At 68.1% G+C, this 22,544-nt stretch carries 25 protein-coding genes; 19 read left to right on the top strand and 6 right to left on the bottom strand.

All coding sequences use genetic code 11. The features are described 5' to 3' along the window. Positions 1–228: 228 nt before the first annotated feature. Positions 229–1,194: a sugar-binding transcriptional regulator gene (locus O5O54_RS19440; protein WP_279483507.1), complete on the bottom strand. Its 966-nt coding sequence runs from the start codon at positions 1,192–1,194 to the stop codon at positions 229–231. Between the two features lie 197 nt (positions 1,195–1,391). Between O5O54_RS19440 and O5O54_RS19435 the strand changes: the two genes are divergently transcribed. From O5O54_RS19435 to O5O54_RS19425, 3 genes are all read left to right on the top strand, one after another. Beyond that, positions 1,392–2,786 (top strand): circularly permuted type 2 ATP-grasp protein, encoded by a 1,395-nt coding sequence (locus O5O54_RS19435; protein ID WP_279483512.1) that lies wholly within the window; start codon positions 1,392–1,394, stop codon positions 2,784–2,786. Positions 2,787–2,841: 55 nt separating this feature from the next. Then, on the top strand, positions 2,842–3,783 hold the full coding sequence (locus O5O54_RS19430; protein ID WP_279483506.1) for an alpha-E domain-containing protein: 942 nt from the start codon (positions 2,842–2,844) through the stop codon (positions 3,781–3,783). Between the two features lie 156 nt (positions 3,784–3,939). Next, positions 3,940–4,686 (top strand): proteasome-type protease, encoded by a 747-nt coding sequence (locus O5O54_RS19425; protein WP_279483505.1) that lies wholly within the window; start codon positions 3,940–3,942, stop codon positions 4,684–4,686. A 7-nt stretch (positions 4,687–4,693) separates the two neighbouring features. Here O5O54_RS19425 and O5O54_RS19420 read toward each other — a convergent pair whose 3' ends face one another. Continuing rightward, positions 4,694–5,056 carry a DUF971 domain-containing protein gene (locus tag O5O54_RS19420; protein WP_279483504.1) on the bottom strand — a complete coding sequence of 121 codons (363 nt, stop codon included), beginning with the start codon at positions 5,054–5,056 and terminating at the stop codon, positions 4,694–4,696. A gap of 106 nt (positions 5,057–5,162) precedes the next feature. Between O5O54_RS19420 and moaA the strand changes: the two genes are divergently transcribed. From moaA to O5O54_RS19385, 7 genes are all read left to right on the top strand, one after another. Then, positions 5,163–6,200: a GTP 3',8-cyclase MoaA gene (moaA, locus tag O5O54_RS19415; protein WP_279483503.1), complete on the top strand. Its 1,038-nt coding sequence runs from the start codon at positions 5,163–5,165 to the stop codon at positions 6,198–6,200. A 100-nt stretch (positions 6,201–6,300) separates the two neighbouring features. After that, positions 6,301–6,516, top strand: a complete 216-nt coding sequence (locus tag O5O54_RS19410; RefSeq protein WP_279483502.1) for a YMGG-like glycine zipper-containing protein — start codon at positions 6,301–6,303, stop codon at positions 6,514–6,516. Positions 6,517–6,652: 136 nt separating this feature from the next. Beyond that, positions 6,653–7,558, top strand: a complete 906-nt coding sequence (locus O5O54_RS19405; RefSeq protein WP_279483501.1) for a DMT family transporter — start codon at positions 6,653–6,655, stop codon at positions 7,556–7,558. Then, the gene (locus tag O5O54_RS19400; RefSeq protein ID WP_279483500.1) at positions 7,555–8,190 is read left to right on the top strand and encodes a molybdenum cofactor guanylyltransferase; all 636 of its coding nucleotides are present in this window, start codon (positions 7,555–7,557) and stop codon (positions 8,188–8,190) included. Before O5O54_RS19405 ends, O5O54_RS19400 begins: the two co-directional genes overlap by 4 nt. Before the next feature lie 120 nt (positions 8,191–8,310). Further along, positions 8,311–9,108 (top strand): ABC transporter substrate-binding protein, encoded by a 798-nt coding sequence (locus O5O54_RS19395; RefSeq protein ID WP_279483499.1) that lies wholly within the window; start codon positions 8,311–8,313, stop codon positions 9,106–9,108. An 87-nt stretch (positions 9,109–9,195) separates the two neighbouring features. Continuing rightward, positions 9,196–9,903 (top strand): ABC transporter permease, encoded by a 708-nt coding sequence (locus O5O54_RS19390; protein WP_279483498.1) that lies wholly within the window; start codon positions 9,196–9,198, stop codon positions 9,901–9,903. Next, entirely contained in the window at positions 9,900–10,697 is a 798-nt protein-coding gene (locus tag O5O54_RS19385) for an ABC transporter permease (RefSeq protein WP_279483497.1), read from the top strand. Before O5O54_RS19390 ends, O5O54_RS19385 begins: the two co-directional genes overlap by 4 nt. A 38-nt stretch (positions 10,698–10,735) precedes the next feature. On the opposite strand, the gene O5O54_RS19380 is transcribed toward O5O54_RS19385, so the two are convergent. Continuing rightward, positions 10,736–11,452: a TetR/AcrR family transcriptional regulator gene (locus O5O54_RS19380; protein WP_279483496.1), complete on the bottom strand. Its 717-nt coding sequence runs from the start codon at positions 11,450–11,452 to the stop codon at positions 10,736–10,738. A 180-nt stretch (positions 11,453–11,632) separates the two neighbouring features. Here O5O54_RS19380 and O5O54_RS19375 point away from each other — a divergent pair, with 180 nt between their 5' ends. Then, positions 11,633–12,499, top strand: coding sequence for an NAD(P)-dependent oxidoreductase (locus O5O54_RS19375; RefSeq protein WP_279483495.1), 867 nt, complete (start codon positions 11,633–11,635; stop codon positions 12,497–12,499). Positions 12,500–12,520: 21 nt separating this feature from the next. On the opposite strand, the gene O5O54_RS19370 is transcribed toward O5O54_RS19375, so the two are convergent. Beyond that, the gene (locus tag O5O54_RS19370) at positions 12,521–13,009 is read right to left on the bottom strand and encodes an Lrp/AsnC family transcriptional regulator (protein WP_279483494.1); all 489 of its coding nucleotides are present in this window, start codon (positions 13,007–13,009) and stop codon (positions 12,521–12,523) included. Positions 13,010–13,169: 160 nt separating this feature from the next. Between O5O54_RS19370 and O5O54_RS19365 the strand changes: the two genes are divergently transcribed. Genes O5O54_RS19365 through O5O54_RS19355 form a run of 3 tightly spaced genes read left to right on the top strand, consistent with a single transcriptional unit; the run spans position 13,170 to position 15,641 of the window. Then, positions 13,170–14,675 (top strand): HAMP domain-containing sensor histidine kinase, encoded by a 1,506-nt coding sequence (locus tag O5O54_RS19365; RefSeq protein WP_279483493.1) that lies wholly within the window; start codon positions 13,170–13,172, stop codon positions 14,673–14,675. A 41-nt stretch (positions 14,676–14,716) separates the two neighbouring features. Beyond that, positions 14,717–14,938 (top strand): DUF1289 domain-containing protein, encoded by a 222-nt coding sequence (locus O5O54_RS19360; RefSeq protein WP_407061734.1) that lies wholly within the window; start codon positions 14,717–14,719, stop codon positions 14,936–14,938. Position 14,939: 1 nt separating this feature from the next. Continuing rightward, positions 14,940–15,641: a TIGR02281 family clan AA aspartic protease gene (locus O5O54_RS19355; protein ID WP_279483492.1), complete on the top strand. Its 702-nt coding sequence runs from the start codon at positions 14,940–14,942 to the stop codon at positions 15,639–15,641. 7 nt (positions 15,642–15,648) lie between these two features. Here the strand turns inward: O5O54_RS19355 and O5O54_RS19350 are convergent, their stop codons facing one another. Next, a complete protein-coding gene (locus O5O54_RS19350; RefSeq protein WP_279483491.1) occupies positions 15,649–16,464 on the bottom strand; it encodes a sulfite exporter TauE/SafE family protein in 816 nt (271 codons plus the stop codon). Between the two features lie 16 nt (positions 16,465–16,480). Further along, complete coding sequence (dusA, locus tag O5O54_RS19345) at positions 16,481–17,479, bottom strand: tRNA dihydrouridine(20/20a) synthase DusA (RefSeq protein ID WP_279483490.1); 999 nt, start codon at positions 17,477–17,479, stop codon at positions 16,481–16,483. Between the two features lie 128 nt (positions 17,480–17,607). Here dusA and O5O54_RS19340 point away from each other — a divergent pair, with 128 nt between their 5' ends. The 5 genes from O5O54_RS19340 (at position 17,608) to O5O54_RS19320 (ending at position 22,483) form a co-directional block, all read left to right on the top strand. Then, positions 17,608–17,889: an acyl carrier protein gene (locus tag O5O54_RS19340; RefSeq protein WP_279483489.1), complete on the top strand. Its 282-nt coding sequence runs from the start codon at positions 17,608–17,610 to the stop codon at positions 17,887–17,889. Positions 17,890–17,965: 76 nt separating this feature from the next. Continuing rightward, the gene (locus O5O54_RS19335; RefSeq protein ID WP_279483488.1) at positions 17,966–19,171 is read left to right on the top strand and encodes a beta-ketoacyl-ACP synthase; all 1,206 of its coding nucleotides are present in this window, start codon (positions 17,966–17,968) and stop codon (positions 19,169–19,171) included. Between the two features lie 44 nt (positions 19,172–19,215). After that, complete coding sequence (locus tag O5O54_RS19330; protein ID WP_279483487.1) at positions 19,216–20,499, top strand: beta-ketoacyl-ACP synthase; 1,284 nt, start codon at positions 19,216–19,218, stop codon at positions 20,497–20,499. A 20-nt stretch (positions 20,500–20,519) separates the two neighbouring features. Continuing rightward, the gene (locus O5O54_RS19325) at positions 20,520–21,563 is read left to right on the top strand and encodes a zinc-binding dehydrogenase (protein ID WP_279483486.1); all 1,044 of its coding nucleotides are present in this window, start codon (positions 20,520–20,522) and stop codon (positions 21,561–21,563) included. After that, positions 21,560–22,483: a lipid A biosynthesis lauroyl acyltransferase gene (locus O5O54_RS19320; protein ID WP_279483485.1), complete on the top strand. Its 924-nt coding sequence runs from the start codon at positions 21,560–21,562 to the stop codon at positions 22,481–22,483. The genes O5O54_RS19325 and O5O54_RS19320 overlap by 4 nt, the downstream gene beginning before the upstream one ends. The last annotated feature ends 61 nt before the right edge of the window (positions 22,484–22,544 follow it).

Raw genomic sequence — 22,544 nt, 5'->3', positions numbered from 1 at the left:
TCGTCAGCGTGGTCTGCGCATAGGCCGGCATGGCGACCGTCACGCCGAGCGCCATCGCGCCCGCGATCCAAAACCGTTGGTTCATGATTCGAAGCCTCCCAAGCCCCTGTGGGCAAATACCCAAGTCCCGAGCAAATTCTCACCACGCGCCGGACGATGTCAAATGATTCACGCGCTGCAGTGCAGCGAGCCGTGGGACACAGGCGGCGGAGCCCCCTCCCCCTCGATCTAGGCGGCGGAGGCGTCGAGCAAGGCGACAGCCGTCATCTCGTCGGTGATCAGGCCGCCGACGAGGCCGCCCTTGAGAGCCGCGAGGATGCTGTCGCGTTTCGACGCCCCCATGGCGACGCCGATGACATCGGTGCCCGCGCTCAAGGGAAAGGCCGGACTGACCACGCGCTTGTTGAAGGAACAGTCGAGGATCCGGCCGTCCGAATCGTAGACCCAGCCGACGACCTCTCCGATCCCGCCGGTCGCCACGAGCTCGTCGCGCTCCGTCTCGGAGATGAAGCGGTCCATCAGGAGCTGGGCCTGAGGGCCGACTTCGCCGATGCCGACAAAGGCGATGTCGGCCTCGCGCGCCAGCTCCAGCGAGGCCTGGACGACCTTCTGTTGATGCAGGAGCGCGCGCTCCTCCGGCGAGGAGGCCACGACCGGCAGCGGCATCGGGTAGTGCGGCGCGTCGATCTTGTCGGCCAGCGAGAAGATGACGTTGTAGATCGCCGCTGAGCCGTCCGGGGCGATGTTTCCGGTCAGCGAGACGAGACGGTGCTGCGGGCAGCGCATGCGCGGCAGGTTCTCCACCGCCGCGCGCAGGGTCCGCCCGGTGCCGACCCCGATCACCAGCGGTTCGGCGCTGAGCAGCGCGCGCTCCAGCCGCGCGGCGCAGGCTTCCGCGATGCCGAGAGTGGTAGAGGGTGAGGCCTCGTCGGACGGGACGACCTCGGCGGAGCGCAGGCCGAACCGTTCGGTCAGCCGCCGCGCAAGCTCGAGGCAGGCGGCGATCGGATGGTCGATGCGCACTTTCACGAGACCGGCCGACACGGACAGCGAGACCAGCCGCTGCGCGCCCTGGCGCGAGATGCCGAGCTTGGCCGCGATCTCCTCCTGCGTATTGCCCGCGATGTAGTAGAGCCAACCGGCGCGCGCCGCGTCGTCCAGACGGGCCGAAGCCTCCTCCGTCGCCTTGCTCATCCGACCCAACCCCCTTGCCGCACTGTCACATCCGTCGCGATGCCCCGTCGTAGGGCCGCCCATACGTCTTCACCATCCCCCGACATCGGAAAGAGAATATCGCATCGAGGCCCCGAGGCATCTTGGAATCTTGCCAGTTTCGCGCATTCTGATGCTGCAAAGCAGCGAGGAGATCACGCTTGGCTGGATTCGACGAAATGCTCAACGGCAGCGACGGTGTCCGCGCTCCCTATCGTCGCTTTCAGTCCTGGTATGAAAAGCAAGTCCCCGCCACGCTCGCGGCCAAGGCGGGCGAGGCCGAAAGCTTCTTCCGCCGCACCGGCATCACCTTCAACGTCTACGGCAAGGAAGAAGCCGCCGAGCGGCTCATTCCGTTCGACCTCGTGCCGCGGATCATCTCGGGCGCCGAGTGGTCGGCGTTGGCCGAGGGCATCGAGCAGCGGGTGCGCGGACTCAACGCCTTTCTCGACGACATCTACCACGATCAGGAGATCGTGAAGGCCGGCATCGTCCCGAAACGCCTGATCGAGGGCAACGAGGCCTTCATCCCGCAGATGGTGGGCTTTCGTCCGCCGGGCGGCGTCTATACCCATATCATCGGCGTCGACATCGTGCGCACCGCCGAGAACCAGTTCTACGTCCTGGAGGACAACGCCCGGACGCCGTCCGGCGTGTCCTACATGATCGAGAACCGGGAAACGATGATGCAGATGTTTCCCGAGCTGTTCGCGCAGAACCGCGTGCGCCCGGTCGAGACCTATCCGCGGCACCTGCGCCGTTCGCTCCAGGCGACGGCGCCGGCCGCCACGACGGGCGTGCCGCGCGTCGCGATCCTGACGCCCGGCATCCACAACTCCGCCTACTACGAGCACGCCTTCCTGGCCGACCAGATGGGCGTCGAGCTGGTGGAGGGCTCCGACCTCAAGCTGATCGACGGGCGCATCGCGATGCGCACCACCGAGGGCTATCTGCCGATCGACGTCCTCTACCGGCGGGTGGACGACGCCTATCTCGACCCGCTCACCTTCAAGCCGGAATCGCTGCTCGGCGTGCCCGGCATCATGGACGTCTACCGCAACGGCGGCATCACCATCGCCAACGCGCCGGGCACGGGCATCTCCGACGACAAGGCGATCTACTCCTACATGCCGGCCATCGTCGAGTTCTACACGGGGCGCAAGGCGATCCTGGAGAACGTGCCGACTTGGCGCTGCGCCGAGGCGGACAGCCTCGCCTACGTGCTGGAGCACCTGGAGGAACTGGTCGTAAAGGAGGTCCACGGCTCGGGCGGCTACGGCATGCTGGTCGGCCCGGCCGCCTCCAAGGCCGAGCGCGAGGCCTTCGCGGCCAAGCTGCGCGAGCGGCCGGGCAACTACATCGCCCAGCCGACGCTGGCGCTCTCCACCGTGCCCATCCTGACGGAAAAGGGCCTCGCGCCGCGCCACGTCGATCTCCGGCCCTTCGTGCTCGTCTCCGACACAGTAAAGATCATCCCCGGCGGCCTGACGCGCGTCGCGCTCACCGAAGGGTCGCTCGTCGTGAACTCCAGCCAGGGCGGCGGCACCAAGGACACCTGGGTTCTGGAGGACTGACGAGGCCCTTCCCCATCCGCCCGACGCGCAGCCTTTCAGGGAAACACCACCGCCCATGCCCCTTCTCGGACGCACCGCCAACGGCCTCTTCTGGATGCAGCGCTATATCGAGCGCGCCGAGAACATGGCCCGGCTCCTGGACGCGGGCCTCCGCCTGTCCCTAACCAACCTGTCGTCCGAGCCCGACGAGTGGCAATCGGTCCTGGTCTCGGCCGGCGTCGAAAGCGGCTATCTCGCGAAGTACCCGGAGTTCGATCCCGATCACATCATCGACTACATGCTGCGGGACCTCGAAAACCCCTCCAGCGTCCTCTCCTCGATGGGCGTCGCGCGCACCAACGGGCGAATGGTCCGCACCGCTCTCACCCGCGAGACCTGGGAAGCGCTGAACGAGAGCTGGATGCTCCTGCGCCAGCGCCTGTCGCAGCCGGTGGAGGACCTGCCGGCCGTGCTCGACCTCGTGAAGGCCCGCACGGCGCTGATCCGCGGCACCTTCTACGGCACGATGCTGCGCAACACGATCTTCGACTTCTGCAATCTCGGGACCTTCGTCGAGCGCGCCGACAACACCGCGCGCATCCTCGACGTGAAATACTGGGTGCTCCTGCCCGAGCACTCCTCCGTCGGCTCCTCGCTCGACAACTATCAGTGGGGCTCGATCCTGCGCTCGGTTTCGGCCCTGCGTTCCTACGCCTGGGAGTACGACGCGGACTTTCGGGCGGTCGACATCATCGACTTCCTGCTCCTCAACAAGCGCATGCCCCGTTCGCTCGCCTATTCCTATCGCTGCATCAACGACAGCCTCGATTTCCTCGCCCGCGCCTACGGCGTCGAGCACGAATGCCACGCGACGGCGCGAGCCATCGCGGCCCGCCTGGAAAACCGGTCGGTCAAGGAGATCATCGACGGCGGGCTGCACGAGTTCCTGGAAACGCTGATCGTCGAGAACAACCGTCTCTCCAACGAGATCGCCCGCTCCTACAGCTTCCACTCCTGAACGTCCGCACGCCGTCGGGGCGCTCCTGCGTCCCGAAAGCCGCACTCGGGGGAAGTTTGGCTTGCCCCCTTGCCGCGGTCGCGTCGGGCGGGAATAGGGTTTCGGTCCGAGGATTGAGACTGCGCCGGGCGCGGCGTCGATGGCGGGGAGAGCAACGTGACCTATTGCGTCGGGCTTCTGTTGAAGCGTGGTCTCGTCTTCATGTCCGACACGCGCACCAATGCGGGCATCGACAACATTTCGGTCGTCACCAAGATGCGCACCTGGAACGTGCCGGGCGACCGCTTCCTGTGCCTGCTGAGCGCCGGCAACCTCGCCACCACCCAGTCGACGATCTCGCTGCTCGAGGAGCGGTGCCTCGCGCCGACGCAGCGCAAGTCGGCGCTCCTGTCGCAGCCCTCCATGTTCCAGACGGCCAAGCTCGTGGGCGAGACGCTGCGCGAGGTGATCTCCTACACGGCCGATTCCGGCCAGGAAGCCAGCGGCCGCTTCTCCGGCAGTTTCATCCTCGGTGGCCAGATCGCCGGCGGCCAGCCCCGCCTCTTCATGATCTACCCCGAGGGCAACTTCATCGAGGCGGGACCGGACAACCCGTTCTTCCAGATCGGCGAACACAAATACGGCCGTCCGATCCTGGTGCGGACCTACGAGTCCGAGATGCTTCTGGAGGATGCGGTGAAGCTGCTGCTCGTGTCCTTCGATTCCACGATCAAGTCGAACCTTTCGGTCGGTCTGCCGATCGACGCCCAGGTCTACGAGACCGACAGCCTGCAGGCCGGCTTCCGCCAGCGCTTCGACGACCGCGATCCCTATTATCGCAAGATCTCGGACGGCTGGTCGGACGCTCTGAAGTCCGCCTTCGAACGCCTGCCGCCCTTCGTCCCCTCCCCGCCCGGCGCCTGATAGGCCCTCAGCGGCCAAGGCCCTTGGCGGCGAGTTCCGCCAGATGCGCCTGCCACAGCGCGTCCTTCTCGGCCCCGAGCTTCGCGAGATAGGGCCAGGTGTAGAGGCCCGAATCGTGCCCGTCGTCGAAGACGATGCGCACGGCATAGTGCCCGACGGGCCGAACGTCCGCGACCGAGACGGCGCTCTTGCCCGCGACCGTCACCCGCTGCTCCGGCGAATGACCCTGGACCTCGGCCGAGGGCGACAGGACGCGCAGCATCTCGGCCGTCAGCTCGACGCTGCGCCCGTCCGCATAGCGCAGGGTCAGGAGACGCCGGTCGCGCGACACGGCGATCTGTTCGGGCGCGAGGCTTTCCTCTCCGGCCATGGAAAACGCTCCTTCTGGGCGGGGGTTCGGGTTGACCCCTTGCACCCCCGGAGCCACATTCGCAAGGCACGGCAACGAGAAGGGGGCGGCCCGGCCGCCCGGCGACATGCTCGACATCCCCAGCGTCCAACGCGCCGCGCCGCCCAAGGCGGGGCTGGTCGATCCCTTCGGCCGCCGCGTCACCTATCTGCGCGTCTCCGTCACGGACCGGTGCGACTTCCGCTGCGTCTACTGCATGGCCGAGGACATGCAGTTCCTGCCCAAGCGCGACCTCCTGACCCTGGAAGAGCTCGATCGCGTGTCCAGCGCCTTTATCGAGCGCGGCGTGCGTCGGCTTCGGCTGACGGGCGGCGAGCCGCTGGTGCGGCGCAATCTCATGCAGCTCGTCCGCCGCCTGTCCCGCCACCTCGAAACCGGCGACCTCCAGGAACTGACGCTGACCACCAACGGGTCGCAGCTCGCGCGCTTCGCGGCGGAGCTGGCGGACTGCGGCGTGAAACGCATCAACGTGTCGCTCGACACGATGGACCCGGACCGCTTCCGCCGGATCACCCGGCGCGGCGAGTTCGGCGCGGTGATGGACGGCATACGCGCCGCGCAGGATTCGGGCATCCGCATCAAGCTGAACGCGGTCGCGCTGAAAGGCGTCAACGAGGACGAGCTGTCCGAGATGGTGCGCTGGGCGCACGGGCAGGACATGGACCTCACGCTGATCGAGACCATGCCGCTCGGCGAGATCGACGAGGATCGTACGGACCGCTACCTGCCGCTCAGCGTGGTGCGCGAGCGCCTGTCGCGCGAGTTCACCCTGACCGACCTGCCCGAGCGGACCGGCGGCCCGGCGCGTTACGTCTCGGTGGCCGAGACCGGCGGCAAGCTCGGTTTCATTACGCCGATGACGCACAATTTTTGCGAGGGCTGCAACCGCGTGCGCCTGACCTGCACCGGCACGCTGTTCATGTGCCTCGGCCAGGAGGACGCGGCGGACCTGCGCTCCGTGATGCGCGCCAGCGAGGGCGACGAGGCGCTGCATCGGGCCATCGACGCCGCGATCGCGCGCAAGCCCAAGGGGCACGATTTCGTCATCGATCGCGCCACGAGCCGGCCCAGCGTGTCCCGACACATGAGCGTGACCGGCGGCTGAACGCGTGCCCGGGAACCGATCCGAGCGTCCCACATTGTCGCGGCAGTAATCCTTTGTTGAGGACTGGAGAAACGACATGACGTCTACCTAGAAGACCGCGATGGTACTCGGTGCCGCGACGCTGACGATGGCGGGCTGCACCACGACGGAGCGCACCGTCGGCGGCGCCGTGATCGGCGGCACGGGCGGTGCCGTGATCGGCAACGCGATCGGCGGCTCGGGCGGCGCCGTCATCGGCGGTCTGGCAGGCGGCACGGCCGGCGCTCTGGTCGGACGCGACATGGGTCGCCAGCGCGATCGCGGCTATTACCGTTAATGACCTAACGGTCCATGGGAAAGGTCCCGGAACCCCGCGGTTTCGGGACCTTTTTCATGAGGCGAACCGGAAACTTCGTCTCGCAAAGCGCTCCCCGATCGGCTACGTCCCCCGGACGATTTCCAGGCGACGCATCGTGCCGCAGATTCCCTTCCGCTTCGCCGCGCTCGGCGCCAACGGGCAGGCCAGCCTCCTCATGACGCTGTCGATGGCGACCTTCGCCACCAACGACATGCTGACGAAGCTCGCCACGCAGTCGATCGAGCCCGTGCAGATCATGGCGGTGCGCGGCGTGATGGCCTCGCTTCTCCTGTTCCTTTTCGCCAAATGGCGTCGGGCGCCCCTGTCCTTCGGCGTTCTTCGCGAGCCATCGGTTCTCGTGCGCGCCTTCGCGGACATCTGCACCACCCTCTCCTATCTCAACGCCCTGCAGCATCTGCCGCTCGCCAACACGTCGGCGATCTTTCAGGCTTTGCCGCTCACCATCACGCTGGGCGCGTTCCTGTTCCTGGGAGAAAAGATCGGCTGGCGGAGATGGGCGGCCGTCGCCGTCGGTTTCGTTGGCGTGCTCATCATCCTTGCGCCCGGCGCGGAGGGCTTCAACCTCTACGGCCTTTGGGTACTCGCCTCCGTCGTCTTCGCGGCGATGCGCGACCTCGCCACCCGCAAGATGCCGCCCGGCCTGTCGTCGCCGCAGATCGCGCTGGTCACGTCGGTGGCGGTCACGCTGACCGGCTTCACCTTTCTGCCCGTGGTGGGCTGGCAGCCGATTTCCGGCTCGGTCTGGGTCGTCCTCGTCTGCGCATCGGTGACGCTGGCCTGTGGATACGCGCTGATCGTCGCGGCCGTGCGGACCGGCGAGATGAGCGTCGTCGCGCCCTTCCGCTACACGATCCTCCTGTTCTCGATCCTCCTCGGCATCGTGGCCTTCGGCGAGCGGCCGACGATGCGCGAGACCTTCGGTTCTCTGATCGTGGTGGGCAGCGGGCTCTACACGCTCCATCGCGAGACGCGGAAGCGTCCCGCCGCGCCGGTGGCATGAGCCCCGGCGAGCCCCCCCTCTTCGGCCTGATCCTGGCAGGAGGCCGATCCTCGCGCATGGGGCTCGACCGCCCGAAGCCGCTTCTGGAGATTGGAGGGAAGAGCATGGTGCGCCGCGTTGCGGACCGCCTCCACCCCTTCGTCTCGCCGCTCCTCGTCGCGACGGACCGTCCCGACCTCTATGGGGATCTCGGCGTCCGCACGATCGTCGACGAGGCGCCCGGCCATGCCGGCCCGCTGGCCGGTCTGCAGGCCGGCGCGCTCCATGCGCTCGCCGGCGGCGAACCGCATGCGCGACTCGTCAGCGCGCCGGCCGACACGCCCTTCCTGCCGGAGGACTTCGTCCCGCGTCTCGCGGATGGAGCAACGCCGGACGAGTTGCGCGTCGCTGCCTTCGAGGACAGTCTTCATCCCGTCTGCGCGCTCTGGCCCCACGACGCGCTTCGGCATCTCGCCGCTCTGCGTCTCGACGCCGCCGCGGCCCCGTCGCTTCGGTCCGTCATGCGCGAGTTCCGGGTCGTCGTCGTGGCCTTTCCCGCCGCGGCCGGGGCGCCGGCGGGCGATCCCTTCTTCAACGTCAACACGCCGGACGATCTCGCCGTCGCCCGCCGCACGGCCCTTTTCGGGGGATGATCCGGCAGGGCGACCGGCGGCGGGTTGCCAAAATGGACGGAAACGGCAACATCAGCTTTCCAACGCGCAAGCCTATATCGCAGGCATGCATTCTTTTGCATCGGCAGGACACATCGGCTCATGACACTGATTCAGAAGCTCCTCGCAGCCGCCGCGCTCGTCACCTTCGTCGCCAGTCCCGCCAGCGCCCAGGAGGGCGATGCGAACAAGACCTGGACGGAAGTGCGCATCGGCTCGGAGGGCGCCTATCCGCCGTTCAACTATCTCGACGCCTCGGGACAGCTCCTCGGTTTCGACATCGACATCGCCAACGCGCTCTGCGAGCAGATGAAGGTGAAGTGCACCTTCGTGACGCAGGACTGGGACGGCATGATCCCGGCGCTCCAGAACAATCGCTTCGACGCCATCATCGCGTCCATGTCGATCACGCCGGAACGCTCGCAGCAGGTGCTGTTCACCAACAAGTACTACAACTCGCCGGGCGCACTGGCCGTGCCGAAGGACTCGACCATTGCCGACACCAGCGCCGCTTCGCTTTCGGGCAAGACGATCGGCGCGCAGGGCTCCACGACCCACGCCCAGGCCGTCCAGACCTTCTTCCCGGATGCCGACGTGCGCGTCTATCCGACCGCCGAGGAGTACAAGCTCGACATCGAGAACGGCCGCCTCGACGCGGTCAGCGACGATGTCGTGGTGCTGACGCAATGGCTGGAAAGCCCGGCCGGCGCCTGCTGCAAGCTTCTCGGCACGCTGCCCGTGGACGAGGCGATCTACGGACCCGGCGCCGGCATCGCACTGCGCAAGGGTGACGAGAAGCTCAAGAAGATGTTCGACGACGCGATCGTGGCGATCCGCGAAAACGGCGTCTACAAGACGATCAACGACAAGTACTTCAAGTTCGACGTCTACGGCGGCTGACGCCGCGATGAAACCGCGGCCGGCACGCACCCTTGAGCGCATGCCGGCCGCTTCGGCCAACCGGTGTCGGCGGATCGCGATCGGTCAATGGACTATTTTCCGCTTCTCGCCTTCGGTGACACCGGCTGGGGCGACGAGATCGCCCGCGGTGCGCTCGTCACCGTCTCGCTCGCCCTGGCGACGCTTCCCTTCGGCCTCCTGCTCGGCCTCGCGCTGGCGCTCGCCAAGCGGGGAGAGGATCCGGCGCTGCGCCTTTCCGCCGACATCTACACGACCATCTTCCGCGGCCTGCCCGAGCTCCTGACGCTCTTCCTCGTCTATTACGGCGGCCAGAACCTCCTGAACGCCGCGACCGCCGCGCTCGGCCTCGGGCAGTGGACGCTGTCGAGCTTCGTCTCCGGCATGGTCGCACTCGGCCTCGTCTTCGCCGCCTATTCCTCGGAAGTGTTCCTGTCCGCCTTCCGGGCGATCCCGAACGGCCAGTGGGAAGGGGCGCGGGCGCTCGGCCTGCCGCATCGGCGCATCCTCGGCCTCGTGATCCTGCCGCAGCTCCTGCGCATCAGCCTGCCGGGCCTGTCCAACGTCTGGCTCAACCTCCTGAAAGATACCGCGCTGGTCTCGGTGATCGGCCTCGCCGACATCATGCGCGAGACGGGCGTCGCCGCGCGCGTGACGCGCGAGCCCTTCTTCTTCTTCGGCCTCGCCTGCGCCCTCTATCTCGTCCTCACCCTGATCTCGGCGGTGGGGCTGCGGCGAGTCGAACTCTGGACCAAGCGCGGCGAGGTGGTCCGATGAGCGCCTTGCCCCCGCCGGCCGTTCAGCGCCGCCCCGGCCTCTTCGGCATCCTGACCCTCGGCCTCTGGGCCGCCGCAGGCCTCGCGCTCCTCGTCTACCTCGCGACGGCCCGGAACCCGCAGCTCGTCCAGACCTACGGCCCCGCCTACCTCAGGGGCCTGTGGACGACGCTGTCGCTCGTCACCCTCTCCTATGCCGTGGGCGCGCTTCTGTCGGTGCCGATCGCCGCAGGGCGTATGGCCCGCAACACATTCGCACGCGGCGCGGCCTTCTCCTATGTCTCGTTCTTCCGCGGCACGCCGCTCATCGCGCAGATCTTCCTGATCTACTACGGCTTCGGCAGCTTCCGCGCCCAATTCGAGGCGGTCGGCCTCTGGTGGTTCTTCCGCGACGCCTGGTACTGCGCGATCTTCGCGCTTTCGTTGAACACGGCCGCCTATCAGGCCGAAATCCTTCGCGGCGCGATCCAGAGCGTCGGCCAGGGCCAGTGGGAAGGCGCCCGGGCGCTCGCCCTGCCGCGAAGCGTGACGATCCGCCGGGTGATCGTGCCGCAGGCTCTGATCGTCGCGCTACGGCCCTATGCCAACGAGTTCATCCTGATGGTGAAGGCCTCGGCCATCGTCGCCATCATCAGCGTGTTCGACCTCTTCGGCGAAACGCGCCGCGCCTTTTCGCGCAGCTTCGACTTCCAGACCTACGTCTGGGCGGCCGTCTTCTATCTCGTTCTGGTCGAAATCGTTCGCCGCCTGACCAACCTCGCCGAACGGCGCCTGACCCGGCATCTGACGCGCTGATCGCCGACGGCGGGAACGACCATCGCAGCCGCGAGCCGTCAGCCGCGCAAGCCGGGACCACTGGCCTTCTGCCGGAGCGCGCCGGCGCCGAACAGCTTGATCGCATCGCGCATGCGCGACTTCAGGACCGCGTCCCCCTCGGTCCGGCGCGCCCCCAGAACGCGCTCGCGGACTTCGTGACCGCAGACGGCCTGAAGGAACTGCTGGGCCAGGAACACGGGCGGAAGATCCACCAGTTCTCCCCGCTCGACCGCTCGGGCGAACACGCGCGACAGCGTGGCGATCACCGGCTCGATCACCTGCTCGTCCGAGTACCGCGAGAGTTCGGGCATGCGATGCCCTTCGGCCATCAGCAGTCGGTAGAGCGACACCTGACGGCGGTCGAGCGCATGGGCCAGAAGCCATTCGCCCATCTCCAGGAGGAGGTCCGCGACGGGGCCGGGATGCGTCTCGAACCGGCCGAGTTCCCGGCAGTCCAGAACCGCCTGCTGGCGCAGCGCGGCCTCGAAGAGCCGCATCTTGGACGGAAAACGGTCGTCGAGCGTACGCTTGGAGACGCGGGCCTCGGCCGCCACCGAATCCATGCTGGTGGCGGCATATCCGGCGGACATGAACTGGTGAAAGGCGATCTCCAGGATAGCGCTCGACAGGCTCGCGGCCGCGTCCCGGGTCGGGCGCCCCCTGCGGCGCTCCTCCGGATGCAGGGGGCGGGCGGGCAAGCCGACGGCCGGGTCAGGGTTCTCGCCTATTCCCAAGATCGCGCATCCCTCCAATGCCGACAGCCGACGAATGCGGTTTTAAAGGCTCCGGCATCGCGGGCGACCATGCAGCCCGGCACCGTCTACACCATACTGCATGTCACCGGTGCGATTCGCTGTGCAGGTTTCCGGGCACAGCCGTTCGATAGCACGCACGAGAACGAGGGGATTTCCCAAATGGTTGCAACCAGCTTCATCGGCCTTGGCGTCATGGGCTTCCCGATGGCGGGGCATCTCGCCGCCAAGGGCCACGACGTCACGGTCTTTAATCGCAATCCTGCCAAGGCGAAGGCCTGGGAGGCGGCGCATGGCGGGCGAAGCGCACCGACCCCGCGCGAGGCGGCCGCCGGGGCCGACATCGTGTTCGTGTGCGTCGGCAACGACGACGATGTGCGCTCCGTGATCTACGGGGAGAACGGGGCCATGGCCGGCATGAAGGCCGGGGCCATCCTCGTCGATCACACCACCGCTTCGGCCGAGCTCGCGCGTGAGCTGGAAGCCGCCCTAAAGGCCGAAGGCAAGCGCTTCCTCGACGCGCCGGTATCCGGGGGCCAGGCCGGCGCCGAGAACGGCGTCCTGACCGTGATGGTGGGCGGCGAGGCGGAGACGTTCGAGGCCGCCCGGCCGGCCATCGAGGCCTATTCGCGCATGATCGGGCTGATGGGTCCGGCGGGCTCCGGCCAGCTTACCAAGATGATGAACCAGATCTGCATCGCCGGCCTCGTGCAGGGCCTGTCGGAAGCGGTGCATTTCGGCCAGAAGGCCGGGCTCGACATCGTCAAGGTCGTGGAGGTCATCTCCAAGGGCGCGGCGGGCTCCTGGCAGATGGAGAACCGCCACAAGACCATGAACGAGGGGCGCTACGACTTCGGTTTCGCGGTGGAATGGATGCGCAAGGACCTCGGCATCTGCCTCGCCGAGGCCCGGCGCAACGGCGCCTCGCTGCCGGCGACGGCCCTGATCGACCAGTTCTATGCCGAGGTCGAGGGCATGGGCGGCAAGCGCTGGGACACGTCCTCGCTGCTCGCGCGCCTCAACCGCTGAGGCGAAGCGCGGCGGGAGGGCTCAGCTCTCCCGCTGCTGCTCCTTGTCGAGGACGAGGAAGTCGAGCGGCAGCTCGGTCGTGTACTTGATCTGCTCCATGGCGAAGGCCGACGACACGTCGCGGATTTCGATCTTGGCGATCAGCCGCTTGTAGAAGGCATCGTAGGCAGCGATGTCGGGCACGACGACGCGCAGGAGATAGTCGACGTCGCCGCTCATGCGGTAGAACTCGATGACCTCGGGAAACTCCTGCACCACCTCGGAAAACCGGCGAAGCCATTCGACCGAATGGGAGCCGGTCCGCACCGACACGAACACCGTCACCCGCGCGTTGACCTTCACCGGATCGAGCACCGCGACGCGGCGGACGATGACGCCCTCCTCTTCCAGCTTCTGGATCCGGCGCCAGCAGGGCGTGGTGGAAAGCCCGACGCGCTTGGCGACGTCGGCCACCGCCAGCGTCGCATCTTCCTGCAGCAGCCGCAGGATCTTCTTGTCGAGTCTGTCCACGCCGAGCCCCTTTCCCCGCGAGCGGATCGTCCGGGCCGCCCCTCGCCGCCCTCCGCTCGCGCATCCGCGATCTTTCGCGGTTTCTTAAGCCAATTCTTTAAGTTTTCCGCAACAGGATGGTGCCGAACGACTGCATGCCACCCTTGCCCGAACCGTTTCCATGTCGCTTGCCGCCCCGCCATCCATGGACAAGACGGCCCTGCCCCGCGGAGGGCAGGGTCATCGCGTGGAACTGGCGCGCACGCTCCGGCGCACGCGCGACAAGCTGACCTCGGCCGGCGGCATGCCGCCGCGAATCGAGCTGGAGCTCCTGCGGGAGCATGTCGACAACGTCGCCGCGGGCCTGCCCTTCCTGGCCGTCCTCGTCGGCGCGGCGGGCGCGGCGTTCGCGTGGTCGGCGCCCTCGATCATGCTTGCCTGGCTTGGCCTGAACCTGATCATGGCGCTACCGCTCGTGCTGGTGCTTCGCGCCTTCGAGAAGGCCGCGCCGTCGATCGTGACCGCCTTTGCGTGGCGCCGCCGGTTCCAGATGGCGCATCTGGCGCTGGGGCTCCCCTGGGCCGTCCTCCTCCTGTGGGGGTCCTGCGGGAGCTGCGGCTTCCAGACCATGGACGCCGTTCAGTTCGCCCTTGCCGCCTCGGCCATCGCGACCGTCGCGCTGGTCGGCGCGGGCCTCCGGGCGGTGGTTCCGTGGAGCTTCGGCCCGCTCCTCCTCGCACTCGCCTATCTCGCGGCGACGGCCGACGATACCGCCCGCTTCGCCCTGCACGGCGTGCTTCTGGCGGCGGTTCCGTTCTTCTCGGTGGTGGCGGAGCGGCTTCGCACCTCCAAGACCGCACGGGTGCGCCATCGCACCGAGCGCGACCAGTTCACCTTCGAGATCGAGGCAGCCCGCATCGCTTCCGACCAGGCCCGTCAGCGCGCGGAAGAGGCGAACCTCGCCAAGTCGCAGTTCCTGGCGACCATGAGCCACGAATTGCGCACGCCGCTCAATGCGATCCTCGGCTTTTCGGAAGTGATCAGCGAGGAGATCCTGGGGCCCGTCGGCAACGAAACCTACCGCGACTATGCGCGCGACATCCACAATTCCGGCCAGCATCTCCTCGACCTCATCAACGAGATCCTGGACCTTTCGCGCGTCGAGGCGGGCCGATACACGCTGAACGAGGAGGCGGTGAGTCTCGTCGCCATCGCCCAGGCCGCGATCGGCTTCGTGCAGATGAAGGCCGAAACCAAACGGATCGAGGTCCGGGCCGAGTTCGAAAAGGACCTGCCGCAGCTCTGGGGCGACCCGCGCTCGTTGCGCCAGGTGATCCTCAACCTCCTGTCCAACGCCGTGAAGTTCACGCCACCGGCGGGCCGGATCCTGGTCCGCGTCGGCTGGACGGCCGGCGGCGGGCAGTATGTCTCCGTGCGCGACAACGGGCCGGGCATCCCCAAGGAGGAGATGTCGCTCGTCCTGTCCTCGTTCGGACAGGGCTCCAACGCGATCAAGAGCGCCGAGCAGGGCACGGGCCTCGGCCTGCCGATCGTCCAGGCGCTGGTCAGCCTCCACAACGGCACGTTCGAGCTGAACTCCGAACCGGGCGCCGGAACGGAGGCGCTCGCGACCTTCCCGCACGCCCGCGTCCTCGAGGTGATGCCAGCGCTTGCCGATCTCCCCTGACAGCCTCGGACACGTCGCCGCGAGGGTGCGTTGCGGCGGGCGTGGCCGCGACTTATCTCCTCTTCATGACCGTTTCGCCCGCCGCCCTCTCCTCCCCTTGCGTCGATGTCTGTACCCTCGACGGTGCGGGCGCACTCTGCATCGGCTGCGGCCGCACGCTGCCGGAGATCGCCGCCTGGTCCGGCCTTTCGGAGCCGGCGCGCCTCGCCATCATGGGTGAGCTCGGCGAGCGGCTGCGGCTTCACACCGATGGAGGACGCTGAGATGCGCTCGGGCACCGTCCTGGTCATCCTTCTGGCCGTCATCGGCCTCGCGATTCTCGCCCTCACCTTCGGCGGCGGACAGGTCCTGGGCCTCCGGGACGACGCCTTCGCGTCGCTGGTGTACATGGGTCTTTGGACGACGCTTCTCGGATCGAGCCTCCTGATCGCCTTTCGCGGGCGCTGGGGGCAGGCCGCCAAGAGCGCCGCGATCTGGATCGTCGCCTTCGCCGTGCTGATCGGCGCCTATGCATTCGGGCCGGAGTTTCGCGCCGTAGGCGACCGGATGATGGCCGTGCTGGTGCCCGGCCGCACCGCGACCATGGGCGGCCCGGACGGGCAGGTCATGGTGGCGCGCGGTGGCGGCAACCACTTTTCCGTGGATGCCGAGGTGAACGGACGCCGCGTGCCCTTTCTGGTGGATACCGGCGCGAGCCTCATTGCCATCGACCGTGCCACGGCCGCGGCGGCCGGCATCGATCTCGGATCCTTGCGCTACACCGCCCGCATCCGCACCGCCAACGGCGATACCGTGGCGGCGCCCGTCACCCTGGATACGGTGCGGATCGGCTCCATCGAGCGGAGGCGCGTGCCCGCCGTCGTCACCCAGGGCGAGGGGATCGGCGTCAACCTTCTCGGCATGAGCTTCCTCGGAACCCTGTCCTCGCTCGACTTCCGGGGCGACAGGATGATCCTCTCCGACTGACGACGGATCACAAGGCTCCGATCATGAACCGGATCGAGACCGTGAGAAGGAAGAGGCCGAAGCCGACCTCCAACTGACGCTTGGTCAGCCGATGCGCCAGCGTGGCGCCGAGCCTCACGGTCGGCATCGAGAGCGGGATCAGGATCGCCAGCGCCGCCAGACTGACATTGCCGAGGTTGAAGGGTGGCAGGCCGGAATGGCCCCAGCCCCCGACCAAGAAGGGTACGACGCCGGGAACGGCGATCAGGACGCCGACGCCCGCCGACGTCGCCACGGCCTGATGCATCGAGCGGCCGTAGAGCGTCATGAAGGTGTTGTTCAGGACGCCGCCGCCGATGCCCATGATGGCCGACAGCGCTCCGATCACGAGTCCCGCAACGGTTCGCCCGACGCGCCCCGGCAGGTCGCTGCCGAGCATGAAGGGCAGCCGGCCGATCAGCATGCGCACCCCGAGCACCAGCGCGATCGCCGCGAAGATCGCCTCCAGCACCTCCGAAGGCAGAAGGTTCGCTACGGCCCCGCCGAGGACAGCGCCGAGCGGAACGGTGACGATCCACTGCTTCAGCAGCACCGTATCCACCGCGCCGCGCGCCATGTGCGCCCGGAGCGAACGGATCGAGGTCGGGATGATCAGCGCGAGCGAGGTGCCGACCGCGATCTGCATCCGGTTGTCCGGCGCGACGTCGAGCACCGTCAGCACCTGGTAGAGAACGGGCACGGTGACGGCCCCGCCTCCGATCCCGAGCAGCCCGGCAAGGAAACCGGACAGGAGCGCGCCGGCCGCCAGGAGAGCGACCAATGTGCCGACTTCGGCCCAATCCATGGATCGTCGTCCCGCGTCAGGCCGCAGCTTCGGCCGGGGAATCGAGGCGGACCTCCGCAAAGGCCTCGCGAATCAGTTCGGGCGTCGCGCCCGGCCGCACCGCGCGCTCCGACAGGATCTGGCGCCAGCGGCGCGCGCCGGGCTGGCCGGTGAACAGGCCGATCATGTGGCGCGTGACGTTGGACAGGCGCCCGCCGGCCGCCATGTGGCGCCCGGCATAGGACACCATGTCGTCGATCACGGCGCCGTAGTCGATCGGCTCCGGCGGCTCGCCGTGGATCAGCGACGCGACATGCGCGAGGTCCGATGGATTCTGATAGGCGCCGCGCCCCATCATCACCCCGTCGACACGGGTGAGATGTGCAGCGGCGGCTTCGACCGTCGCAAGGCCGCCGTTCAGGCCGACGAACATGCCGGGCAGGCGCGCCTTCAAGCGATACACCCGGTCATAGTCGAGCGGCGGGATCTCGCGGTTCTCCTTCGGGCTCAGTCCCTGAAGCCAGGCCTTACGGGCGTGGACCCAGATGGCGGAGACGCCCGCATCCACCGCCGCGTCGGCGACCGCGTCGAGTGCGGGCTTGGGATCCTGCTCGTCCACCCCGATGCGGCACTTCACCGTTACAGGGACGGACACCGCCTCGCGCATCGCCGAGAGGCACCGGCCGACCAGCGCCGGTTCGCGCATCAGGCAGGCGCCGAAGGCCCCGGACTGGACGCGGTCCGAAGGGCAACCGACGTTGAGATTGATCTCGTCATAGCCGAAGGCCTCGCCGATCCGGGCGGCTTCAGCCAATTTGCCGGGGTCCGATCCGCCGATCTGGAGCGCGAGGGGATGCTCGGCCGGATCGAAGCCGAGAAGCCGATCGCGGTCGCCGTGCAGGATGGCGTCCGCCACCACCATCTCCGTGTAGAGCAGCGCATGGGGCGCCAGCCGCCGGTGGAGGTAACGACAATTCCGATCCGTCCAGTCGATCATGGGCGCAACGGCGAAGCGGATCGGGAGATAAGGGCGCATGAGGTCCGGGCCGTTGTTCGGCGAGAGATCGGGCAAGGGTGGAGCGGGCTGCGTCGCTTTGCAAAGCCTGAAGGATTGCCTATAGGTTCGCCCCACGAACGATCTGACAGATTTACGAGGAAGATCCCTTGTCTTCAACCTTCGACCGGGTGGCCGACATCATCGCCGAGACGAGCGAGATCGACCGCGACCAGATCACCCCCGAGAGCCATACGATCGACGATCTCGGGATCGATTCCCTCGACTTCCTCGACATCGTCTTCGCGATCGACAAGGAGTTCGGCATCAAGATCCCGCTGGAGAAGTGGACGCAGCAGGTCAACGAGGGCGCGGCATCGACGGAGGAGTACTTCGTCATGAAGAACCTCTGCGCCAAGATCGACGAGCTGCGCGCCGCCAAGGCCGCCTGACCGCGTCCGGCCGACGACCGACCATTCCCGTCGCGGGCGCTCAGGCGCCCGCGCTTCCTTTTCGACGGAACCGACGATGGACCAACCCGCGCGCGACGTGCTGATCACCGGTGTCGGTCTCGTTTCATCGCTGGGCGAAGGGGTCGAGACGCACGTCTCCCGCCTCGCCGCCGCCGAAGGCGTCCAGCCGACCCTCGAAGAGGTCGCGCCGACACGACATTTCGTGCATCCACTGCCCCCGGTCGACTGGTCGCTGCAGATCCCCAAGAAGGGGGACCAGCGGCAGATGGAGACCTGGCAGAAGCTCGGCGTCTACGCGGCCGGTCTCGCGCTGGCCGATGCCGAGGTGGCGCCGGACGAGGCGACGCGCGCCCGGGTCGACATGATCGTGGCGGCCGGCGGCGGCGAGCGAGATCCCGGCGTAGACGCTCTGGTCATGGCGCGCGCCCGGGGTCAAGACGACCCGCGGCCGATCATGAACGAGCTTCTGTCGAGCGAACTGCGCCCGACGCTGTTCCTCGCCCAGCTTTCCAACCTGATGGCGGGCAATATCTCGATCGTCCACAAGGTGACGGGGTCCTCACGCACCTTCATGGGCGAGGAAAGCGCCGGCATCTCCGCCGTGCAGGTGGCGTCCGCCCGCATCCGGGCAGGGCAGAGCCGCATCTGCCTCGTGGGCGGCGCCTTTTCGGCCGACCGCAAGGATCTCCTCGTCAACTACGAACTCGGCGGCTTCCTTCTGGAGGGCGACTGGCGGCCCGTGCCCTCTCGCGGGGGTGACGGGTCCGGCTTCGTGCCGGGAAGCGCCGGCGCCTTCCTGGTGCTGGAGGATGCCGAACATGCCGCTGCGCGCGGAGCGACCGCCTACGGCCGGCTGCGCTTCGTCGCCGGCGACAGGGGACCGAGGGGCGACGCCCGCCTCGCCGAGCGTCTCGGCCGCCTGATCGACGAAAGCGCAGCGGGCGACGACGAGCTCCTGATCCTGTCCGGCGCCACGGGTCTGGCGGCGGAGACGGCGGCCGAGCTGGAGCTCCTGCGCCAGCGCTTTCCGCAGGCGGCGCTGCGCACCTACGGCAGCGCGCTCGGCCATGCCATGGAGGCGCAGTTCCCGATGGGCGTGGCCCTGGCCGCGATCCACCTGTCCATGGGCCGCCTGCCCGCGCCCGCGGCCGGTGGCGAGGAGCGGCCGGCGGAGTTCGCGCCGGCGCAGGCGCTGGTCACCGGAGTCGGGCATGTCCGGGGCGAAGGCGTCGCCCTTGTCGAGGCGATCGAGCCGCGCTGACGCCGGCGGAGCATGGGCCGGACGGCCCGGGACGGATGGGACTGATGGCTTCTCGCGATCTCGATTTTCAGGGCCGGCCGATCGTTGCGGTGACGGGCGTCGGCATGGTGTCCTCGCTGGGCCGCGGCGTGGCCGACAACTGGGCGGCGCTCACGGCCGGACGCTCTGGCATCCACCGCATCACCCGCTTCCCCACCGACAACCTGCGCACCACGATCGCGGGCACGGTGGACTTCATGAATGTCGAGCCCTGGAGCGGCATCGCTCTGTCCTATGCGCTGGCCGAGGCGGCGGGCACGGAGGCGATCGCGATGGCGGGTCTCGACCCTGGCGCCTTCGGCGCGCCGCTCTTCCTTGCGGCGCCGCCGATCGAGCTCGAATGGTCGCAGCGCCTCGCGCTCGACAAGATGTCCGGCGAGGCCCGCGAGGAGGCCGGATATGACCGCCTTCTGGAACTCGCCCGCACCAACCGGTCGGCCGACATCTACGACCTGACGCTGTTCGGCGGCATCTCCGAGCGCCTCGCGGATCGGCTCGGCACACGCGGCCTGCCGATCACGCTTTCCACCGCCTGCGCCTCCGGGGCCAGCGCCATACAACTCGGGCTGGAGGCGATCCGGCGCGGCGATGCGGACCGCTGCATCGCCATTGGTACCGACGGTTCGGTCGGCGCGGAAGCGCTGATCCGCTTCTCGCTCCTGTCGGCGCTCTCCACCCAGAACGAGGTGCCCGAACGAGCGTCCAAGCCCTTCTCCAAGGACCGCGACGGCTTCGTCATGGCCGAGGGGGCGGGCGCGCTGGTGCTGGAGTCGCTGTCTTCGGCCCGCGCGCGCGGCGCCGCGATCCTCGGCGTCGTCCACGGCATCGGCGAGCAGGCGGACGATTTCCATCGCACCCGCTCCAAGCCGGACGGCTCGCCGATCATCTCCACCATCCGCGCGGGGCTGGAGGATGCCGGCCTGACGCCCGCCGACATCGGCTACATCAACGCCCACGGCACCTCGACGCCCGAAAACGACCGGATGGAATACACGGGCCTTGCCGCCGTGTTCGGCGAGGCGATCGGCTCGGTGCCGATCTCGTCGAACAAGTCGATGATCGGCCATACGCTGACGGCCGCCGGCGCGATCGAGGCCGTGGTCTCGATCCTGTCGATGCGCGAGGGCGTGCTGCCGCCGACCATTAATTACGCCCAGCCGGACCCCGCCATCCCGCTCGACACCGTGCCGAACGCGGCGCGATCGGCGGATGTGGCCGCCGTCCTCTCCAATTCCTTCGGCTTCGGCGGCCAGAACGTCTCGCTCGTTCTCGGCCGCGAGCCGCGCTGACCGTTCGTCCAGGAGCTTCCATGCGAGCCTTGCAACTCGTCGCCGATCGAGACCTGCGCAGCGTCGAGGTCGAGGCCCCCGGCGCCCCCGGCCCCGGCGAGGTCACGGTTCGCATCCAGGTCGTCGCGCTGAACCACATCGACGTCTGGGGCTGGCGCGGCATGGCCTTCGCCAAGCGAAAGTTGCCGCTGACCATCGGGGCCGAGGCTTCCGGCATCGTGGAGACGCTGGGCGCCGGGACCTCCGGCCTCGTGCCGGGGCAGCTTGTGTCGATCTACGGCGCACGCACCTGCGGCCTTTGCCATGCCTGCCGCGAGGGCCGCGACAATCTCTGCGAGCATGTCGGCGGCGTCCACGGCTTCCATCTCGACGGCTTCGCGCAGGAGCGGATCAACCTGCCCGCCCGCCTCCTCGTCCCCGCCCCGCCGGGTTGCGACGCGGTCGGAGCGGCGCTCGCGCCCGTCACCTTCGGCACGGTCGAGCACATGCTGTTCGACAACGCCAGGCTACAGCCGGGCGAGACCGTCCTGGTGCATGCCGGCGGCTCGGGGATCGGCACGGCGGCCATCCAGCTCGCCAAGCGGCACGGGGCGACGGTCATCACCACCGTCGGCTCGGACGAGAAGATCGAGCCGGCCCGGGCGCTCGGCGCCGATCACGTGATCAACTACCGGTCCGACCGCTTCGAGGGCGTCGTGCGCAAGCTGACGAAGAAGAAGGGGGTCGACGTCGTGTTCGAGCATGTCGGCAAGGACACGTTCGCCGGTTCCATGTTGTGCCTGAAGCGCGGCGGACGGCTCGTCACCTGCGGCTCGACCTCCGGCGTTTCGACCGAAGTCAACCTCATGATGCTGTTCCAGCAGCAGCTCAAGCTCCTCGGCTCCTTCGGCTGCCGCATGGAGAACATGGCCGATGCCATGGAAAAGATGGCGCGCGGCTGGGTGCGGCCGGTGATCGACACGGAGGTCGGCTTCGACGACATCGACGTCGCGCTGAAGCGAATGGAAGGGCGACAGGTCTTCGGCAAGATCGTCCTGCGGGTGGACCGCGACCTCGCGGCATGAGCGGACGGCTCCTCGAAAAGGCCTGGAAGCGGCAGCGGCAGGCGCGCGACTGGGTGATCGCACAGGCCCTGTTCGGGCTGCTCGCCATCCTGCGGCGCTTTCCCGCCCGCAAGGGTCTGGCCCTCGCCGATCGCCTCGCGCAATGGATCGGCCCCAAGACGTCCCGCCACAGGGTCGCGGTGGAGAACCTGCGCCTCGCCTTTCCCAATATGGACGAGGCCGCCATTCAGGATCTCGCCCGTCGGAACTGGGGTCAGATGGGACGGATCGCGGCCGAGTACGTGTTCCTCGACGACATCTTCGACTTCGATCCGTCGAAGGATGCGTCGGACGGGATGGTCGAGGTGGAAGGGATCGACGTCTTCCTCGAACTGCGCGACAACCCCAAGCCGATCATCTTCTTCACGGCGCATCTCGGTTCGTTCGAGCTCCTGCCGATCTGTGCCGCGGCCATCGGCATCGAGCTGACCGCCCTCTTCCGCCAACCCAACAACCGCTACATCGCCCGCGAGGTCCTGTCGGCGCGCCGCACGCGCGGCGGGCATCTCGTTCCCTCAAAGGCCGGTGCGGCCTGGGCGCTGGCCGGTACGCTGGAGCGCGGCGGCAACGTCGGCATGCTCGTGGACCAGAAGTTCAAGCGCGGCGAGCCGACGACCTTCTTCGGGCGCCCTTGCCGCACCAATCCGCTCCTGCCCAAGCTCGCACGCAAGTTCGAGTGCGACATCTATCCCGCGCGCTGCGTGCGCCTGCCGGGTGGCCGCTATCGCCTGTCGCTGGAACCGAGGCTGGATCTCGCGCGCGGGCCGTCAGGGGAGATCGACGTACGGGCAAGCTGCCAGCAACTCAACGATGTGGTCGAACGCTGGGTTCGGGAATATCCGGACCAGTGGATGTGGTTCCACCGCCGCTGGGCCATGTGACCGGATCGCCGGGAACACCCGTAACGACCGAACTTCGGACCCCATTCTTTAACCTTCGCGC

Origin of the sequence: Aureimonas sp. SK2 (assembly GCF_029813115.1) — a bacterium.
In the GTDB taxonomy this organism is placed as follows: Bacteria; Pseudomonadota; Alphaproteobacteria; order Rhizobiales; family Rhizobiaceae; genus Aureimonas.
The sequence above is the reverse complement of the archived record's forward strand: the minus strand, read 5'-3'. Positions and strand labels throughout refer to the sequence as shown.

What these genes read in the sequence shown, in the direction of transcription:
- O5O54_RS19440 (WP_279483507.1), bottom strand. Translation starts at nt 1,194, where the DNA reads ATGAGCAAGGCGACGGAGGAGGCTTCGGCCCGTCTGGACGACGCGGCG.
- O5O54_RS19435 (WP_279483512.1), top strand. Translation starts at nt 1,392, where the DNA reads ATGCTCAACGGCAGCGACGGTGTCCGCGCTCCCTATCGTCGCTTTCAG.
- O5O54_RS19430 (WP_279483506.1), top strand. Translation starts at nt 2,842, where the DNA reads ATGCCCCTTCTCGGACGCACCGCCAACGGCCTCTTCTGGATGCAGCGC.
- O5O54_RS19420 (WP_279483504.1), bottom strand. Translation starts at nt 5,056, where the DNA reads ATGGCCGGAGAGGAAAGCCTCGCGCCCGAACAGATCGCCGTGTCGCGC.
- moaA (WP_279483503.1), top strand. Translation starts at nt 5,163, where the DNA reads ATGCTCGACATCCCCAGCGTCCAACGCGCCGCGCCGCCCAAGGCGGGG.
- O5O54_RS19410 (WP_279483502.1), top strand. Translation starts at nt 6,301, where the DNA reads ATGGTACTCGGTGCCGCGACGCTGACGATGGCGGGCTGCACCACGACG.
- O5O54_RS19400 (WP_279483500.1), top strand. Translation starts at nt 7,555, where the DNA reads ATGAGCCCCGGCGAGCCCCCCCTCTTCGGCCTGATCCTGGCAGGAGGC.
- O5O54_RS19395 (WP_279483499.1), top strand. Translation starts at nt 8,311, where the DNA reads ATGACACTGATTCAGAAGCTCCTCGCAGCCGCCGCGCTCGTCACCTTC.
- O5O54_RS19390 (WP_279483498.1), top strand. Translation starts at nt 9,196, where the DNA reads ATGGACTATTTTCCGCTTCTCGCCTTCGGTGACACCGGCTGGGGCGAC.
- O5O54_RS19385 (WP_279483497.1), top strand. Translation starts at nt 9,900, where the DNA reads ATGAGCGCCTTGCCCCCGCCGGCCGTTCAGCGCCGCCCCGGCCTCTTC.
- O5O54_RS19375 (WP_279483495.1), top strand. Translation starts at nt 11,633, where the DNA reads ATGGTTGCAACCAGCTTCATCGGCCTTGGCGTCATGGGCTTCCCGATG.
- O5O54_RS19365 (WP_279483493.1), top strand. Translation starts at nt 13,170, where the DNA reads ATGTCGCTTGCCGCCCCGCCATCCATGGACAAGACGGCCCTGCCCCGC.
- O5O54_RS19355 (WP_279483492.1), top strand. Translation starts at nt 14,940, where the DNA reads ATGCGCTCGGGCACCGTCCTGGTCATCCTTCTGGCCGTCATCGGCCTC.
- O5O54_RS19350 (WP_279483491.1), bottom strand. Translation starts at nt 16,464, where the DNA reads ATGGATTGGGCCGAAGTCGGCACATTGGTCGCTCTCCTGGCGGCCGGC.
- dusA (WP_279483490.1), bottom strand. Translation starts at nt 17,479, where the DNA reads ATGCGCCCTTATCTCCCGATCCGCTTCGCCGTTGCGCCCATGATCGAC.
- O5O54_RS19335 (WP_279483488.1), top strand. Translation starts at nt 17,966, where the DNA reads ATGGACCAACCCGCGCGCGACGTGCTGATCACCGGTGTCGGTCTCGTT.
- O5O54_RS19330 (WP_279483487.1), top strand. Translation starts at nt 19,216, where the DNA reads ATGGCTTCTCGCGATCTCGATTTTCAGGGCCGGCCGATCGTTGCGGTG.
- O5O54_RS19325 (WP_279483486.1), top strand. Translation starts at nt 20,520, where the DNA reads ATGCGAGCCTTGCAACTCGTCGCCGATCGAGACCTGCGCAGCGTCGAG.
- O5O54_RS19320 (WP_279483485.1), top strand. Translation starts at nt 21,560, where the DNA reads ATGAGCGGACGGCTCCTCGAAAAGGCCTGGAAGCGGCAGCGGCAGGCG.